General features: G+C 69.2%; 15 protein-coding genes. 11 read left to right on the forward strand and 4 right to left on the reverse strand.

Features of this window, described 5'->3' with window-relative positions:
* Positions 1–2: 2 nt before the first annotated feature.
* Positions 3–788 (forward strand): ABC transporter ATP-binding protein, encoded by a 786-nt coding sequence (locus J7528_RS11215; RefSeq protein ID WP_291874057.1) that lies wholly within the window; start codon positions 3–5, stop codon positions 786–788.
* On the opposite strand, the gene J7528_RS11220 is transcribed toward J7528_RS11215, so the two are convergent.
* On the reverse strand, positions 785–2,167 hold the full coding sequence (locus J7528_RS11220; RefSeq protein ID WP_291874060.1) for an FAD-containing oxidoreductase: 1,383 nt from the start codon (positions 2,165–2,167) through the stop codon (positions 785–787). The two genes, J7528_RS11215 and J7528_RS11220, sit on opposite strands and share 4 nt — an antisense overlap.
* On the reverse strand, positions 2,164–2,628 hold the full coding sequence (locus J7528_RS11225; RefSeq protein WP_291874063.1) for a DUF4126 family protein: 465 nt from the start codon (positions 2,626–2,628) through the stop codon (positions 2,164–2,166). The genes J7528_RS11220 and J7528_RS11225 overlap by 4 nt, the downstream gene beginning before the upstream one ends.
* 209 nt (positions 2,629–2,837) lie before the next feature.
* On the opposite strand from J7528_RS11225, the gene J7528_RS11230 reads away from it, so the two are divergent.
* The 9 genes from J7528_RS11230 to J7528_RS11270 all read left to right on the forward strand — a co-directional run bounded on the left by J7528_RS11230 (position 2,838) and on the right by J7528_RS11270 (position 13,172).
* Positions 2,838–3,410 carry an ANTAR domain-containing protein gene (locus J7528_RS11230; protein WP_291874066.1) on the forward strand — a complete coding sequence of 191 codons (573 nt, stop codon included), beginning with the start codon at positions 2,838–2,840 and terminating at the stop codon, positions 3,408–3,410.
* A complete protein-coding gene (locus J7528_RS11235) occupies positions 3,407–4,423 on the forward strand; it encodes a CmpA/NrtA family ABC transporter substrate-binding protein (protein WP_291874068.1) in 1,017 nt (338 codons plus the stop codon). Before J7528_RS11230 ends, J7528_RS11235 begins: the two co-directional genes overlap by 4 nt.
* Before the next feature lie 234 nt (positions 4,424–4,657).
* Positions 4,658–5,878 carry a nitrate/nitrite transporter gene (locus tag J7528_RS11240; protein ID WP_291874071.1) on the forward strand — a complete coding sequence of 407 codons (1,221 nt, stop codon included), beginning with the start codon at positions 4,658–4,660 and terminating at the stop codon, positions 5,876–5,878.
* A 29-nt stretch (positions 5,879–5,907) separates the two neighbouring features.
* Entirely contained in the window at positions 5,908–8,373 is a 2,466-nt protein-coding gene (nirB, locus tag J7528_RS11245; RefSeq protein WP_291874074.1) for a nitrite reductase large subunit NirB, read from the forward strand.
* Positions 8,370–8,720, forward strand: a complete 351-nt coding sequence (gene nirD / locus J7528_RS11250) for a nitrite reductase small subunit NirD (protein WP_291874076.1) — start codon at positions 8,370–8,372, stop codon at positions 8,718–8,720. Before nirB ends, nirD begins: the two co-directional genes overlap by 4 nt.
* Before the next feature lie 3 nt (positions 8,721–8,723).
* Entirely contained in the window at positions 8,724–11,405 is a 2,682-nt protein-coding gene (locus J7528_RS11255) for a nitrate reductase (protein WP_291874079.1), read from the forward strand.
* Positions 11,395–12,165: a uroporphyrinogen-III C-methyltransferase gene (gene cobA / locus J7528_RS11260; RefSeq protein ID WP_291874082.1), complete on the forward strand. Its 771-nt coding sequence runs from the start codon at positions 11,395–11,397 to the stop codon at positions 12,163–12,165. Before J7528_RS11255 ends, cobA begins: the two co-directional genes overlap by 11 nt.
* A 73-nt stretch (positions 12,166–12,238) precedes the next feature.
* On the forward strand, positions 12,239–12,646 hold the full coding sequence (locus J7528_RS11265) for a GFA family protein (RefSeq protein WP_291874084.1): 408 nt from the start codon (positions 12,239–12,241) through the stop codon (positions 12,644–12,646).
* Between the two features lie 4 nt (positions 12,647–12,650).
* Positions 12,651–13,172, forward strand: a complete 522-nt coding sequence (locus J7528_RS11270) for a YdeI/OmpD-associated family protein (protein WP_291874086.1) — start codon at positions 12,651–12,653, stop codon at positions 13,170–13,172.
* On the opposite strand, the gene metC is transcribed toward J7528_RS11270, so the two are convergent.
* Positions 13,169–14,317 carry a cystathionine beta-lyase gene (gene metC / locus J7528_RS11275; RefSeq protein ID WP_291874089.1) on the reverse strand — a complete coding sequence of 383 codons (1,149 nt, stop codon included), beginning with the start codon at positions 14,315–14,317 and terminating at the stop codon, positions 13,169–13,171. The two genes, J7528_RS11270 and metC, sit on opposite strands and share 4 nt — an antisense overlap.
* A 75-nt stretch (positions 14,318–14,392) precedes the next feature.
* Between metC and J7528_RS11280 the strand changes: the two genes are divergently transcribed.
* Positions 14,393–15,469 (forward strand): amino acid ABC transporter substrate-binding protein, encoded by a 1,077-nt coding sequence (locus tag J7528_RS11280; RefSeq protein ID WP_291874092.1) that lies wholly within the window; start codon positions 14,393–14,395, stop codon positions 15,467–15,469.
* On the opposite strand, the gene sseA is transcribed toward J7528_RS11280, so the two are convergent.
* Positions 15,466–16,323 (reverse strand): 3-mercaptopyruvate sulfurtransferase, encoded by an 858-nt coding sequence (gene sseA / locus J7528_RS11285; protein ID WP_291874095.1) that lies wholly within the window; start codon positions 16,321–16,323, stop codon positions 15,466–15,468. The genes J7528_RS11280 and sseA overlap by 4 nt on opposite strands.
* Between the last annotated feature and the right edge of the window lie 18 nt (positions 16,324–16,341).

Genomic DNA, 16,341 nt, shown 5'->3' on the forward strand with positions numbered 1-16,341 from the left:
CCATGGCCAAGGCCTATCTTTCCATCGAGAATGTCGGCGTCACCTTCCAGAAGGGCGCGGCGCGCACCGAAGTGCTGACCGGGGTCGATCTCAAGGTCGAGAGGGGCGAGTTCGTCTCGATCATCGGCCACTCCGGCTGCGGCAAGTCCACCTTGCTGAACGTGGTGGCGGGCCTCACCCCCGTCACCACCGGCGCGGTGATCCTGGACAGGCAGGAGGTCAATGCGCCCGGCCCCGACCGCGCCGTCGTCTTCCAGAACCACTCGCTGCTGCCGTGGCTGTCGGTGCGCGAGAACGTCTCGCTGGCGGTCGACAAGGTGTTCGGCGGATCCAAGTCCGCCGCCGAGCGCCGCGACTGGACGCTGCACAATCTGGAGCTGGTCAAGATGACTCATGCTCTGGACAAGCGACCGTCCGAGATCTCCGGCGGCATGAAGCAGCGGGTCGGCATCGCCCGGGCGTTGGCCATGGAGCCCAAGGTTTTGCTGCTGGACGAGCCGTTCGGGGCCCTGGACGCTTTGACCCGCGCCCACCTGCAGGACAGCGTCATGGAGATTCACGCGGCGCTGAACAACACGGTGCTGATGATCACCCACGACGTGGACGAGGCGACCTTGCTGTCGGACCGCATCGTGATGATGACCAACGGCCCGCGCGCCTGCGTCGGCCAGGTGCTGGACGTGGCGCTGGCCCGGCCGCGTGATCGTCTGGCCGTGGCGGAGCACCCGACCTACGTCCATGCGCGGGCGGCGGTGATCGAGTTCCTATACGCCCGCCGAGCCGCCTAACCGGGTTTCATCTCCTGCAGCATCGTTGGGATCAGCTCGGACACCGTCGGATGGATGTGCACCGCCCGCGAGATCACCGTGTAAGGCGCCTTGGCGTACATCAGGTCGATCATGCCGTGGATGGCTTCGTCGCCGTTCAGGCCCAGGATGGCGGCGCCGAGGATCTCTTTCGTCTCGGCGTCGACCACCACTTTCATGAAGCCTTGGGTCTCGCCCTTCTCGACGGCGCGGCCGACGCGGGTCATGGGGCGCTGGCCGATCAGCAGCATGCGGCCGGTCGCGCGGGCCTCGGCCTCGGTCATGCCCACGCGGCCCAGCGGCGGATCGACGAACAGACCGTAGCAACTGATGCGATCGCTGACCTTGCGCGGATCAGCGTCCAGCAGGTTGGCGGCGATGATCTCGAAATCGTTATAGGCCGTGTGGGTGAAGGCGCCCTTGCCGTTGCAATCGCCCATGGCCCACACGCCGGGGACGTTGGTGCGCAGCTGGTCGTCAACGACGATGTAGCCGCGCTTGTCGGTCGCGATCCCGGCCTTGTCCAGGCCCAGGTCGTCGGTGTTGGGCTTGCGGCCCACGGCCAGCAGCACGTGCGAGCCGGTAACCTGCGGCGCGCCGGCCTCGCAGGTGACATGGACGCAGACGCCGTCCTCGTGGGCGGCGAAGCTGATGCACTCGGCGTTCAGGCGGAAAGCGACGCCCTCGGCCTCCAGGATCTCGCGGATCGCGTCCGAGACCTCGGGATCCTCGCGGCCGATCAGGCGCGGGCCCATCTCGACCACGGTCACCTGGCTGCCGAAGCGGCGGAACATCTGGGCGAACTCCAGCCCGATATAGCTGCCGCCGACGATGACCAGGTGCTGGGGCAGCGTATCCAGCTGCATCATGCCGACATTAGTCAGGTAGGTGATGTCGTCGACGCCCGGCATGTCCGGGACGTTGGCGCGGCCGCCGACGTTCAGGAAGATCTTGGGCGCGGTCAGCAGCTCGTCGCCGACGCGGACGGTGTCGGCGCTCTCGAAGCGCGCGTGGCCCTGGATCACCGTGATCCCCGGCATGCCGCGCAGCCACTTCTCGACGCCGCCCCGCGCGTTCTTGGCGACGGTCTGCTGGCGATCCTTGACCCGTCTCATGTCGATGCCGACCGGGCCTTCCAGTACGACGCCGTAATCGGCGGCGCGGCGGCTCAGGTGGGCGGCATAGGCGCTGGCGACTAGGGTCTTGGTCGGCATGCAGCCAGTGTTGACGCAGGTGCCGCCGAAGTCCTTGCGCTCGATCAGCGCCACGGTCTGGCCGGCGGCGGTCAGGCGTCCGGCCAGGGACGGACCAGCCTGGCCCGCGCCGATGATGATGGCGTCGAACGCGCGCGGGCTGCTCATCGGGCCAGGGCCACGATCAGCAGGGCGCCGCCGACGGCGATGGCGTCCTCGATGAGGGCGGCCGGGGCGTCCTTGCCGAACTTGGCGGCCAGGCGGCCACGCACTTCGGCGCCGCCCAGGGTGCCGATCACCGCACCGACCGCGCCGATGATCGCGCCGCGGACCCAATGGCCGCTGGGCATCATCAGGGCCGCGCCGCTGAAGGCGCCGGTCAGGATGCGCGTGCCGAACTGGTGCGGAACTTTGCGGCTGGGGGTCTTGGGATGCTGGTCGGCCACCAGTTCCAGCAGGGCCAGGACGCTGAACACGCCCACGGCGATCCAGCCGCCCAGCCAGGCCAGCGGAAATCCGACCAGGGGCAGCCAGCCCAGGCGAGCAGCCCAGGCGACTGCGGCCGGCGCGGTCATGGCGCGAAGGCCGGCGATCACGCCGATCAAAAGGGCGAGCAGGTACAGGGTCATGAACGAAGGACTCCGCTTGTGCGCCGGGGATCTGGCGCGTTCGGACATGACAACGCAAGGTCGATTGTCGGTCTTGGACGTTCTCGCCGCCAACCCTGGGCGCCCAAGGAATGTCCGACGCCGCCTGCTTCTTGTGCAGAGTTCGACGCATGGCCTCGTGGCGGGGGAAAGTTCCCCCATGCCGGCCGCCGCCGCTTAGGACCAAGCCGATGCGGGTGCTCGTCATAGATCCAGATACCGCGCGCGCCGCCCTGGTGGCCCAGGGGCTGGAAGGCGTGCAGCCGCTCGAGGTGCGCCGCTCGGCGGTCTATGACGAGGCCGAGGTCCTGGCCTTCGCGCCCGACGTGGTGGTGATCGCCGCCGAGAGCCCGGACCGCGACACGCTGGACAGTCTCAAGGAGTCCGGCCAGGGGCGCCCGGTCGTCATGTTCGTCGACCGTTCGGAGCCGGGCTTGGCCGAACAGGCCGTGCGCGCCGGCGTTGCGGCCTATGTCGTCGATGGCTTGGCGCCCAATCGCGTACGTTCGATCCTGGACGTGGCCATGAGCCGCTTTGCCCTGACGCAGCAGCTGCGCGGCGACCTGGCCAAGGCCAAGGCCGACCTGGAATCTCGCAAGACCGTCGAACGGGCCAAGGGCCTCCTGATGAAGGAGCGCGGCCTGGACGAGGACGGCGCCTATCGCCTGCTGCGCAAGCTGGCCATGGACCGGGGCAAGCCGATCGGCGCCGTGGCCGCCGATCTCCTGGCTTTCGCCGGAGTGCTGAAAGGCGATGCGTCATGAGCGGTCTTTCGGAGCTTAAGCTGGGCTTCATCCCCCTGACCGACTGCGCGCCGCTGGCCGCCGCCCAGGCGCTGGGCTTCTTCGAGGAAGAGGGGCTGGCCGTCGAGCTGGTGCGCGAAGTCTCGTGGGCGACGATCCGCGACAAAGTCGCCGTCGGCGCCCTGGACGGCGCCCATATGCTGGCCCCGATGGTCCTGGCGGCGGGGGGCGAGGTTCTCGCGCCGCTGGCCTTGAACCGGAACGGCAGCGCCATCACGGTCTCCTCGGCGCTGGCCGGGGCGGTCGCCGACGGCGGCGCGGCCGCCTTGGCCGAGCTTGTCGCGGCGCGCCGGGCCAGCGGGCGGGGGCTGCTGACCTTCGCCGTGGTCTTCCCGCACTCGATGCACAACTTTTTCCTGCGCGACTGGCTGGCGCGGGGCGGGGTCGATCCTGACCGCGACGTGCGCATCGTGGTCATCCCGCCGCCGCGCATGGTCGAGCGAATGCGGGCGGGCGAGGTCGACGGCTTCTGTGTCGGCGCGCCCTGGAACGCCGTCGCCGAAGCCGAGGGCGTCGGTCGGATGCTGATCACCGCATCGCAGTTCTGGCCGGGCGGCCCCGACAAGGTGCTGGGCGTCACCGCCAGTTTCGCCGAACGGCGCCCCGACGACCTGCTCGCCTGTCTGCGAGCCGTGATCCGAGGCGCTGCCTGGGCTGATGATCCCGCCAATCGCGACGAGCTGATCGCCCTGCTGGCCCGTGAAGATCGGGTCGGCGCGCCGCCGGCCGCGGTCGCGAGGGCCCTGGAAAGCGAGATCATTTTCCACCGCGGCGCCGCGGGCTTGCCGCGCCGCGAGCATGGCCTGTGGTTCCTGGCGCAGATGCTTCGCTGGGGGCAGCTGGACCCGGCGATCGACTCGCAGGTGTTGGTCGATCAGGTCTATCGCCCCGACCTCTACCGCGACGCGGCGCTGTCGCTTGGCCTAGTGGAAGCCCTGGCTCTGGCCGATCCCGCCAGCCCGCTTCCGGCCTGATCTGCACGCTTCCTGGGCGCCGCTTGTGCGCGAATGCTGAGCAATCGTGCGTCATGTGCTTCGCCGGCGCCGCAGCGCGGCATAGGCGATGACATCCGGTCCATCGCGGGTCTCTCATAGCTCCAGGCCAACGAACAACGGCGTTCGCGGCTGCCAGAGGACCGCTCGGATGCGGTCAGCCACCCGGGGCGAAGACGCTCCGCTCTCGCAGACACGCAAACATCCGAGGCCGTCATGCTCTCCCGCGACTTCCTGAAGGCCGGTCATACGCCGACCCTGTTCGCAGCGTTCCTGTACTTCGACCTCAGCTTCATGGTCTGGGTCATCCTGGGCCCGCTAGGCGTGGCCATCGCCAAGGACTTCCACCTGGATCCCGCGCAGAAGGGCCTGATGGTCGCCATCCCGGTCCTGGCCGGCGCGGTGCTGCGCTTGGTCAACGGCGTTCTGGTCGACCGCATCGGTCCCAAGAAGACCGGCATGATCGGTCAGATGATCGTGCTGACGGGCCTGGTGCTGGCCTGGGCGGTCGGCATCCACAACTATCATCAGGTGTTGGCCCTGGGGGTGATCCTGGGTGTGGCCGGGGCCTCGTTCGCCGTCGCCCTGCCGCTGGCCTCGCGCTGGTATCCGGCCGAGCACCAGGGCCTGGCCCTGGGCATCGCCGGCGCCGGCAATTCCGGCACGGCTCTGGCCGCGCTGTTCGCGCCGGCCCTGGCCAAGGCGTTCGGCTGGCAGACCGTGATCGGCCTGGCCGCCGTCCCGCTGGCCATCGCCTTCGTCGTCTACATGCTGCTGGCCAAGGACGCTCCCGACCAGCCCGCGCCCAAGAAGCTGTCGGAGTATCTCGACGTCCTCAAAGTTCCGGACGCCTGGTGGCTGATGCTGCTTTACGGCGTGACCTTCGGCGGCTTCGTCGGCCTGGCCTCGTCCCTGACCATGTACTTCAACAGCGAGTACGGCCTGGATCCGGTCATCGCCGGCTTCTTCACCGCCGCCTGCGTCTTCGCCGGCTCGTTCATCCGTCCGGTGGGCGGAGCCCTGGCCGACAAGTTCGGCGGCGTGCGCACCCTGAGCTTCGTCTACGTCCTGGCGGCTCTCGGCCTCGCCACCGCCAGCTTCCAGCTGCCGACCGCCTGGTTCGCTCTGGCCGCGCTGATGTTCTCGATGCTGGCCCTGGGCGCGGGCAATGGCGCGGTGTTCCAGCTGGCGCCGCAGCGGTTTCGCAAGGAGATCGGCGTCATGACCGGCCTGATCGGCATGACCGGCGGCATCGGTGGCTTCTACCTGGCCTCGACCCTGGGCATGGCCAAGAAGATGACCGGCTCCTACCAGTCCGGCTTCATCGGCTTCGCCCTGCTGGCGCTGTTCGCCTTCTTCGCCCTGTACGGCCTCAAGGCCCGCTGGCGCGCTATCTGGCCGACCCTGCACGGCGACGCCGCCAGCGTCCGCGTCTGATCCCCCTTCCTCTGAACAACGAGATAGCCATGACCAAGCAACGTCTGGTCGTCATCGGCAACGGCATGGCCGGCTGCCGGGCGGTCGAGGAAGTGCTCAAGCGCGATCCTGCCCGCTACGACGTCACCATCTTCGGCGCCGAGCCGCGGGTGAACTACAACCGCATCATGCTGTCGCCGGTTCTGGCGGGCGAGAAGACCTTCGACGACATCGTCATCAACGACGAGGCCTGGTACCGCGACAACGCCATCACCCTGCATGCCGGTCGCGCCGTCACGGCGGTCGACCTGGACGGCCGCAAGGTGGTCGCCGAGGGCGGCCTTGAAGTGGCCTACGACAAGCTGATCCTGGCCACCGGCTCGGATCCCTTCCGCCTGCCGCTGCCGGGTTCGGACCTGAAGGGCGTGGTCACCTTCCGCGACCTGGACGACGTCGAGGCCATGGTCGAGGTCTCCGGCAAGCCCGGCGCCCGCGCCGTAGTCATCGGTGGCGGCCTGCTGGGCCTGGAAGCCGCCTACGGCCTCGCCCGCCGCGGCATGGCCGCGACCGTCGTCCACCTGATGGACGTGCTGATGGAGCGCCAGCTGGACGAAAGCGCTGGCTACCTGCTGCGCGAGGCCCTGGCCGAACGCGGCGTTGAGACGGTGCTGGGCGCGCACTCCGAGGAGATCGTCGGCCAGGACGGCAAGGTCGCCGGCCTGAAACTGAAGGACGGCCGGGTCCTGCCGTGCGACCTGCTGGTCATGGCCGTCGGCATCCGCCCGAACGCGACCCTGGCCAAGGCTTCGGGCCTGCAGGTCAATCGCGGCATCGTTGTCGACGACGCTATGCGGACCTCGGATCCGGCCGTGTTCTCGGTCGGCGAGTGCGTCGAGCACCGGGGCAACTGCTACGGCCTGGTCGCGCCCATCTGGGACATGTGCCGGGCCTTGGCCGAGGAGCTGACGGACGGCGAGGGCGGTTATCAGGGTTCGGTCCTGTCGACCCGCCTGAAGGTCTCGGGCGTCGACGTCTTCTCGGCGGGCAAATTCGCCGGGGGCGACGGCTGCGAGGACATCGTGTTCCGTGACGCCGCGCGTGGCGTCTACAAGCGCGTGGTCATCGAGGACGGCAAGGTCGCCGGCGCGGTGCTGTTCGGCGACGCGGCCGATGGCGGCTGGTACTTCGACCTGATGCGGGCCGGCACGGACGTGGCCGAGATCCGCGAGACCCTGATCTTCGGGCAAGCGATCACGGAGGGCCTGTCTGGCCTGGACCCTAGCGCTGCCGTTGCGGCCATGCCCGACACGCAGGAGATCTGCGGCTGCAACGGCGTCTGCAAGGGTGCGATCACGGGCGCCATCACGGCCCAGGGGCTGACCACGCTGGATGACGTCCGCGCGGTGACCAAGGCCTCGGCCTCGTGCGGCTCGTGCACGCCGTTGGTCGAGCAGGTCATCCGCCTGACCCTGGGCGACGGCTTCAAGGCCCAGACCGGTCCCAAGCCGATGTGCAAGTGCACCTCTCACCCGCACGGCGAGGTCCGTGAGGCGATCGTTGCGCAGGGCCTGAAGTCGATGCCGGCCGTCTTCCAGGCGATGGAATGGACGACGCCCGACGGCTGCGCCTCGTGCCGTCCGGCCCTGAACTACTATCTGCTGTGCGCCTGGCCGGGCGAGTACGCCGACGACAGCCAGTCGCGCTACATCAACGAGCGGGTCCACGCCAATATCCAGAAGGACGGCACCTATTCGGTCGTGCCGCGCATGTGGGGCGGCATGACGTCGCCCGACGAGCTGCGGGCCATCGCCGACGTTGCCGACAAGTACGACATCCCGGCCGTGAAGGTGACTGGCGGTCAGCGCATCGACCTCTTGGGCGTTAAGAAGGACGACCTGCCGGCGGTGTGGGCCGACCTGAACAAGGCGGGCATGGTCAGCGGTCACGCCTATGCCAAGGGCCTGCGCACGGTGAAGACCTGTGTCGGCAGCGATTGGTGCCGGTTCGGCACCCAGGACTCCACGGGCTTAGGGATCAAGCTCGAGAAGTTCATGTGGGGCTCGTGGGCGCCGGCCAAGGTCAAGCTGGCCGTGTCGGGCTGCCCCCGCAACTGCGCGGAGTCGACCTGCAAGGACATCGGCGTGATCTGCGTCGACAGCGGCTACGAGATCCATGTCGGCGGCGCCGCCGGCCTGCACATCCAGGGCACGCAACTGCTGACCCGCGTCCCGACCGAGGAGGAGGCGATCCAGGTCATCTCGGCGGTCATGCAGATGTACCGCGAGGGCGGCTGGTACCTGGAGCGGATCTACAAGTGGATGGCCCGCGTGGGTCTCGACACGATCCGCACCGTCACGGTCGACGACCTGGACAGCCGCGCGGCGCTCTTCGCCCGCTTCGTGGTCTCGCAGGAGACCGCCCAGATCGACCCGTGGGCCGAGCGCGCCACCGGCGGCGTGGCGGCGGGCGAGTTCAAGCCGATGGCGATCCTTCCCCTGGAGATGGCGGCCGAATGACCCTGCAAGCTCACATCGATCCAGATTGGCGCGACGTCGGCGCCGTGACCGACATCCCCGAGCGCGGCGCGCGACGGGTGGCCACGGCGCAAGGGGACGTCGCCGTGTTTCGCACCGGCGACGGCCAGGTCTTCGCCCTGGTCGACCGCTGCCCGCACAAGCACGGTCCGCTGAGCCAAGGCATCGTCCACGGCCACGGCGTGACCTGTCCGCTGCACAGCTGGGTCATCGACCTGGCCACCGGTCATCCGACCGGGGCTGACGCCGGCAAGGGCTGCACGCCGGTTGTGCCGGTCCTGGTCAAGGGCGGCCGCATCCTGCTGGCCCAGCCGGCCATGGCGGACTGACCCATGGCCGACGGCTCCGCAGCCCTGAACACGATCAAGACGACCTGCGCGTATTGCGGCGTCGGCTGCGGGGTCGCGGGCGCGGTCGGGCAGGGACGGTCGGTGTCGATCGCCGGCGACGCCGTCCACCCGGCCAATTTCGGTCGGCTGTGCTCCAAGGGCTCGGCCCTGGGCGCGACGGTCGGGCTGGAAGGGCGGCTGCTGGAGCCGACGATCAATGGCAGGGCGGCGTCCTGGAACGAGGCCACCGCCCTGGTCGCCAAGCGCTTCAAGGACACCATCGCTCGCCACGGCCGTGACAGCGTCGCCTTCTACGTTTCGGGCCAGCTGCTGACCGAGGACTACTACGTCGCCAACAAGCTGATGAAGGGCTTCATCGGCTCGGGCAACATCGACACCAACAGCCGGCTCTGCATGGCCTCGGCCGTGGCGGCCCACAAGCAGGCGTTCGGCGCCGACCTGGTGCCCGGCTGCTACGAGGACCTCGAGCTGGCCGACCTCGTCGTCTTCAGCGGCCACAACGCCGCCTGGACGCACCCGGTGCTGTTCCGTCGCATGGAGGCGGCCAAGGCGCGCGGCCAGAAGCACGTGGTCATCGACCCGCGCCGCACCGACACCGCCGAGGGCGCGGACTTGCACCTGGCGATCGCGCCGCAGAGCGACGTGCGCCTGTGGAGCGGCCTGCTGGCCGACCTGATCCGGCGCGGCGCGATCGATCGCGACTACATCGCCGCCCACGTCAATAATTTCGACCAGGTGGTCGCCGCGCTCCTGGAAATGGACCAGTCCGTCAGCGCCATTGCCGCCGACTGCGGTGTGCCGGTCGAGGCGGTGCAGGACTTCTACAACCTGTTCGCCGAGAACGAGCGGACGGTCAGCCTGTTCTCGATGGGCGCCAACCAGTCGGCCCAGGGCGTGGCCAAGGGCCTGGCGATCATCAACGCTCACCTGGCCACCGGCCGGATCGGCAAGCCGGGCGCCTGTCCGTTCTCGATTACCGGCCAGCCCAACGCCATGGGCGGGCGTGAGACGGGCGGCATGGCCAACACCCTGGCCGGTCACATGGACTTCGCGCCCGAAGATCGCGATCGCGTCGCCCGCTTCTGGGGCGCGCCTGATACCGTCCGTGCGCCGGGCCTCAAGGCCATCGAGATGTTCGAGGCCGTCCGTGACGGCCGGATCAAGGCGATCTGGGTGATGGCCACCAATCCGGCCGTCAGCCTGCCCGACAGCGGCGCGATCCGCGACGCCCTGGCCAAGTGTCCGTTCGTGGTGGTCTCCGACTGTGTCGAGACCGACACCACCGCCTTCGCCGACGTCAAGCTGCCGGCCCTGGGCTGGGGTGAGAAGGACGGCACGGTCACCAATTCCGAACGCCGCATCTCGCGCCAGCGGGCGCTGTTCCCGGCGCCGGGCCAGGCCCGAGCCGACTGGAAGATCATGGCCGATGTCGCCACGGCCATGGGTTTCGACGGATTTGGCTGGGCCAGCAACGCGGGCGTCTTCCGCGAATGGGCGCGTCTGACGGCATACGAGAACGAAAATCGCTTGCTGAATCTATCCGGTCTTTCGGCTTTGACGCCAGAGGCTTATGGCGAACTCCTCCCGATCCAGTGGCCGGTCAAGGCCGATGGCAAGGGCACGCCGCGCTTGTTCGTTGATGGTCGTTTCCAAACCCCGGACGGCCGCGCCCGCATGGTCCCGACCCGGCCTCGCGGTCCGGCCGAGGCGACCAGCGGCGCGTTCCCGATGTCGCTGAACACTGGCCGCATCCGCGACCAGTGGCACACCATGACCCGTACCGGCCTGGCGCCCGACCTGTGCCGCCACGCGCCCGAGCCGTATGTCGAGATCCACCCCGAGGACGCCCAGGCGCGCGGCCTGCGCGACGGCGCGCTGGCGCGGGTGACGACCGCGCGGGCCGAGGCCGTCGCCGTCGCCAAGGTCACCGATCGCCAGCGGCGCGGCGACCTGTTCATGCCGATGCACTGGACCGACGCCTTCGCGCCGCTGGGTCGCGCCAACGCCCTGGTCGCGTCGCACACCGATCCAACCTCCGGCCAGCCGGAGTTCAAGCACACCCCCGCCCGGATCAACGCCTATCGCGAGACCTGGACGGGCTTCTTTCTCACCCGGTCCGTTCTGGCTCCCCCGGCAGGGACGGACCTCGTCTGGCGGCGTATTCCCCACGACGCCTGCCAGCAGCACGAGTTCGCCGGCCGGGGCGACGCTGTTGAGCGCGACGCCCTCCGCAAGGTCTTGTCCAGAGGCCTGGCCGGCGAACTCGTCACCTATGAGGACGCCGCCACCGGCGCCCGTCGCCAGGCCTGGATCGACGGCGACCGTTTGGTCGCGGTCCTGTTCATGACCACGACCGGCCGCCTGCCGGCCCGCGACTGGCTGGCCGAGCAGTTCGGCGAGCAGGCCCTGAGCGCCGAGGCGCGTTCGGCCCTGCTGTTCGGCCGCCCGCCCGGCGCGGCGGCCGACAAGGGGCCGATGGTCTGCGCCTGCCTGAAGGTCGGGGCCAAGGCCGTCGACGCCGCCATCGCCGCCGGGGCGCGGACGCCAGACGCGGTCGGTAAGGCGACGGGCGCGGGGACCAACTGCGGGTCCTGTCGCCCCGAGATCACTCGTATGATCAAGGCCTTGGCCGCCAATCCTAAGGAGCCCGCCCATGTCGGTTGAGAACACGCTCGGCAAGGTCCTGCTGGTCGGCGCCGGTCCTGGTCCCGTGGACCTGATGACCGTCCGCGCCGTCCGCGCGGTCGAGAGCGCCGGAGCGCTGCTCTACGACGCCCTGTGCTCGGAAGAGGCTGTCGCCTTGGCGCCGCCCGGCTGCGTACGCATCCAGACCGGCAAGCGAGCGGGCAAGCCCAGCATGAAGCAGGACGAGATCAACCGCCTGATGCTGCGCCTTGCGCGAAAGGGTCTGAAGGTCGTGCGCCTGAAGGGCGGCGATCCCTCGATCTTCGGCCGGGTGGGCGAGGAGGCCGCGTTCCTGAACGGCTTCGGCGTCGAGACCGAGGTCGTGCCTGGCGTCACCGCCGCCTGCGCCGCAGCCGCCCAGTTCGGCTTCCCCCTGACCCATCGTGGCGAGGCGCGACGCGTGGTGTTCACCACCGCGCGGCTCGAGGCCGGCGCGCTGTCGGGCGACTGGAGCGCGGCGGCCGATCCCGAAGCGACCCTGGCGGTCTATATGGGCGGCGACGTGGCTGGGGAACTGGCGCTACGGATGATCGAAGCCGGGCGTCCCGGCGATACGCCCGCCGTGGCGGTGGAGAAAGCCGGCGGCGCTGATGCGCGGCTCTATCCAGCCACCCTGGCGACCCTTGCCGAGCGTGTCGCCGAGGCCGGCGACGGGCCGCTGCTGATTGTGGTCGGCGAGGTCGCGGCCCAGGCGCACGCGGTGGCCGGGATCGTCGAGCGCTCGCGCCGCACAGCCTGATACTGACAGTAGGGTGGCAGCAGTCCCTCCCTAGAACGGCGTTCAACAACGCTTTTCGAGAGAGGGACGACCCATGCTGAAGACCTATACCGGCGGCTGCCACTGCGGCGCCGTTCGCTACGAAGCCGAGATCGACCTGGCGGCCGGCACCAGCCGCTGCAACTGCTCGATCTGCGCCAAGACCCGCGCATGGGGCGTGCTGATCAAGCCGGACGCCTTCCGCCTATTGGCCGGTGAAGACAAGTTGGGCGCCTATCAGTTCGCGACGATGAGCGGCGACCACCGCTTCTGCACGACCTGCGGCGTGAGGGTCTATGGCGAGGCTAATGTCGAGCAGCTGGGCGGCGAGGTCGTGTCGGTCCAGGTCGCCACGCTGGACGCCGACCCTGAGGAACTGGCTGCCGCGCCCATCAACTACGGCAATGGCCGCGACAATCTCTGGTGGGAGCAGCCCAGCGCGGCCGAAATGCGCTACCTGTAGGGCCATGGCCAGCCTTCGTTACCGCGCTCGGATCGAGATCAACGGCATCAATCCGTTCGTGCCGGTCGATCCCGAGCAGGCTGCGGTCCTGCGCGAAGGCTGGCGCAAGCCGATGCCGGTGCTGGTCCAGATCAACGGCGCGCCCGCCGAGCCCTGGCGGATCAACATGATGCCGCGCGGCGACGGCGGCTTCTTCCTCTATCTGCACGGCATTGTCCGCGATGCCGCCGCCGGGGTCGGGGTTGGCGATGAGGTTGAGGTGTCGGTGGCGTTCGACGAGGCCTATCGCGGCGGCCCGACCCATCCGATGCCGGAAGCGTTCGAGCTGGGCCTGGCGCGTGACCTAGCGAGCGCCAAGGCCTGGGAGGCTCTGCCGCCCAGCCTCCAGAAAGAAATCCTGCGCCGCTTCGACAGCGTGAAATCCGACGCCGCCAAGGCTCGCAACATCCAAGACGCCCTGGCCGTGCTGGGCGGAGCCCAAGCGCGGTTCATGGCCCGCGACTGGAAGGGCGGCGCGGTCGTCTAGACCAGTTTCCCGAGGCCGCGCTCCAGGTCGGCCTTCAGGTCGTCCAGGCTTTCCAGGCCGATATGGAAGCGCAGCAGCGGCCCTTCCAGGTTCACCGGTACGGTGCGGTTCTTCAGCTGCGGATCGCAGGGAATGGCCAAACTCTCATAGCCGCCCCACGAGAAGCCCAGGCCAAACAGCTTCAGTTCGTCGAGGAAGGCGTTGACCGCGCGCTGGCTGGCGGGTTTGAGCACCACGCCGAACAGGCCGCAGGCGCCGGTGAAGTCGCGCTTCCAGATCGCGTGGCCGGGATCGCCGGGCAGGGCAGGGTGCAGCACCCGCGACACCTCGGTCCGGTCCTGCAGCCAGCGGGCGATCTCGAGGCCGTTCTCCTGGTGACGGGGCAGGCGCGTGGCCAGGGTCCGCAGGCCCCGCAGCATGGTGTAGGCGTCGTCGGGCGACACCGACCAGCCGATATCCCACATCGCGTTGCCCAGCGCGTTGCCGATGGTCTCGTCCATGGTGGTGGCCGAACCCATGAAGCAGTCCGAGTGGCCGCCGACATACTTCGTCAGGGCCTGGACGCTGATCGTCACCCCATGCGCCAGCGGCTTGAAGTAGAAGCCGGCCGCCCAGGTATTGTCGATCAGGGTGATGATCCCCCGCTCGTTGGCCGCGTTGGCGATGGCGGGGATGTCCTGCATCTCGAAGGTTAGGGAGCCGGGGGCTTCGAGCAGGATCATCCGGGTCTTGGGCGTGACCAGGGCCATCAGGCCGTCGGCGTCCAGCGCAGGGTCGTAGTAGGTGGTCGTGACGCCGAAACGGGTCAGGACCCGGTCGCAGAACCGGCGGGTTGGCTTGTAGGCGCTGTCGACCACCAGGATCTCGTCGCCGGCCTTTAGCACCGCCAGCATGGCCCCGGTGATCGCCGCCAGGCCCGACGGATACAGGGTCACGTCCGGCGAGCCCTCCAGCTCGGCCAGGGCGCGCTGCAGGGCGGCGGGCGAGGACAGGCCGGTGATGCCGTAGGTGATCTGGTCGTCGTCATACAGCGACGCGGCATTGGGCAGCAGCACCGTCGAACCGCGCTGGATCGGCGGATTGACCACGCGCGCCAGCGGCATCGGCTCGGAGCCCTTGCGGATCAGGCGGGTTTCTTCATCCATGGCGGGACTCTTCGGCGACGCGGCGTAAAGCTTGTGGTTTAAGGCCCCGCGCGCGCGGTTCAAGGGAGCGATCGGGTGTCGGTGCGATTTGGCGTGATGGTTTTGGCGGTGCTGGCTCTGTCCGGCTGCGAACGACCCGCGTCCAAATCCGAGACCAAGCCGGTCGATGCGGCCCTGCCGATCAAGCCCGCCGCGCCCAGCAAGACCCTGAAGGCCATCAAGGCGCGCGGTGAGTTGCGCTGCGGCGTGAACCCCGCGCTGCCGGGTTTCGCCTTCCGGGACAATGGCGGGCGCTGGCGCGGCTTCAATGTCGACTTCTGCCGCGCCCTGGCCGCCGCCGTGCTGGGCAAGCCCGACAAGGTGACCTTCGTGCCGCTGGGCAACGAGGAGCGGATCACGGCCCTGCGTAGCGGCAAGGTCGACGTTCTTTGGCGCAACACCTCGTGGACGTTCTCGCGCGACGCCGGCGATCAGCTGGACATGGCGGCGATCTCGTATTTCGACGGCCAGGGCTTCCTGGTCCGCCGCAGCCTGAACCTGACCAGCGCCGTCGAGCTCAACACCGCCAAGATCTGCGTCCAGGGCAACGCCACGTCGGCCCAGAACCTGGAAGACTTCTTCCGCTCGCGCGGCATCGCCTACACGGCCATGGTGTTCGAGAGCGAGGAGCAGACCCGCGCGGCCTATCAGACCGACAAATGCGACGCGTTCACCGCCGATATCTCGGCCCTGGCGGCGGCGCGGACGCTGATGGACGACCCCGGCGCCCACGTGATCCTGCCCGACGCCATCTCCAAGGAGCCGCTGGGTCCGCTGGTGCGCCAGGACGACCCAGCCTGGACCGACATCGTCCGCTGGACGCTATACGCCCTGATCCTGGCCGAGGAGCACGGAGTGACCAAGGTCAACCTCACGGACATGAAGGCCGGGGCCGATCCCGAGGCGCGGCGGCTGCTGGGCGAAGGTGGCTACGGTACGATGCTGGGCCTGGACGCCGATTGGGCCGCGCGCGCCATCATGGCCGGCGGCAACTACGGCGAAATCTTCGATCGTGATGTGGGACAAGGCTCAGCGCTGAAGCTGGACCGAGGCCTGAACGCGCTATGGAACGCGCCCAAGCCCGGCCTGCTGTACGCGCCGCCGATGCGCTAGGCGGCGGGGCCCGTCGCGACGGGGACGTCCGACAGGCCGCCCCATTCCGTCCACGAGCCGTCATAGACCGCCGAGCGCGGCTTGCCGAGGCGGGCCAGGGCCAGGGCCACGACCGAGGCGGTGATGCCCGAGCCGCAGGTCGAGACGATCGGCTTGTCGATGTCGATGCCGGCCTTCTCGAACACCGTCTTCAGCTGGTCGGGCGGCAGCATGGTCTGGTCCGCGGCCAGCATCGCCGACAGCGGGATGTTACGCGCGCCGGGCATGTGGCCGCCGCGCAGGCCTGCGCGGGGCTCGGGATCGCGGCCCTCGAAGCGGCCGGCGGCGCGGGCGTCGATGATCTGTTCCTTGCCGGTCTCGACGATGCCGCGCATCTGCTCGACCGAGCGATAGATGTCGGCCTGCCAGCGCGGGGTGAAGTGGCGCTCCTGCGGTAAGGCGGGGCCGTCCTCGACCGGGCGGCCCTCGGCGATCCACTTGGGCAGGCCGCCGTCCAGCACCACGACGTCCTCATGGCCCATGGCGCGGAAGTGCCACCAGGCGCGGGCGGCCGGCAGGATGCCGAGGCTGTCGTAAACCACGATCCGCGAGCCGTCGCCCAGGCCCAGCTTCTTGACGCGCGAGGCGAACTTGGCCGCCGTCGGGATCATGTGCGGCAGGTCGCTGGTCTCGTCCGAGATGTCGTCGATGTCGAAGAACACCGCGCCGGGGATGTGGACCTTCAGGAACTCCGCGCCCGGATCGCGCTGGGCGGCCGGCATGTGCCACGAGGCGTCGACCACGCGCACGTCCGGCGCGTCGAGATGCTCGGCCAGCCAGGCGGTGGAGACCAGCGGATCGGACGGAGCAGCCATGGGAACGCCTTTCGGAAT

Source organism: Caulobacter sp., assembly GCF_017744445.1.
GTDB lineage: Bacteria > Pseudomonadota > Alphaproteobacteria > Caulobacterales > Caulobacteraceae > Caulobacter.

Coding starts and splice junctions, on each gene's coding strand:
- cobA (WP_291874082.1), top strand. CDS start 11,395: ATGTCGGTTGAGAACACGCTCGGCAAGGTCCTGCTGGTCGGCGCCGGT.
- metC (WP_291874089.1), bottom strand. CDS start 14,317: ATGGATGAAGAAACCCGCCTGATCCGCAAGGGCTCCGAGCCGATGCCG.
- nirB (WP_291874074.1), top strand. CDS start 5,908: ATGACCAAGCAACGTCTGGTCGTCATCGGCAACGGCATGGCCGGCTGC.
- J7528_RS11240 (WP_291874071.1), top strand. CDS start 4,658: ATGCTCTCCCGCGACTTCCTGAAGGCCGGTCATACGCCGACCCTGTTC.
- J7528_RS11270 (WP_291874086.1), top strand. CDS start 12,651: ATGGCCAGCCTTCGTTACCGCGCTCGGATCGAGATCAACGGCATCAAT.
- J7528_RS11230 (WP_291874066.1), top strand. CDS start 2,838: ATGCGGGTGCTCGTCATAGATCCAGATACCGCGCGCGCCGCCCTGGTG.
- sseA (WP_291874095.1), bottom strand. CDS start 16,323: ATGGCTGCTCCGTCCGATCCGCTGGTCTCCACCGCCTGGCTGGCCGAG.
- J7528_RS11255 (WP_291874079.1), top strand. CDS start 8,724: ATGGCCGACGGCTCCGCAGCCCTGAACACGATCAAGACGACCTGCGCG.
- J7528_RS11220 (WP_291874060.1), bottom strand. CDS start 2,167: ATGAGCAGCCCGCGCGCGTTCGACGCCATCATCATCGGCGCGGGCCAG.
- nirD (WP_291874076.1), top strand. CDS start 8,370: ATGACCCTGCAAGCTCACATCGATCCAGATTGGCGCGACGTCGGCGCC.
- J7528_RS11215 (WP_291874057.1), top strand. CDS start 3: ATGGCCAAGGCCTATCTTTCCATCGAGAATGTCGGCGTCACCTTCCAG.
- J7528_RS11235 (WP_291874068.1), top strand. CDS start 3,407: ATGAGCGGTCTTTCGGAGCTTAAGCTGGGCTTCATCCCCCTGACCGAC.
- J7528_RS11265 (WP_291874084.1), top strand. CDS start 12,239: ATGCTGAAGACCTATACCGGCGGCTGCCACTGCGGCGCCGTTCGCTAC.
- J7528_RS11225 (WP_291874063.1), bottom strand. CDS start 2,628: ATGACCCTGTACCTGCTCGCCCTTTTGATCGGCGTGATCGCCGGCCTT.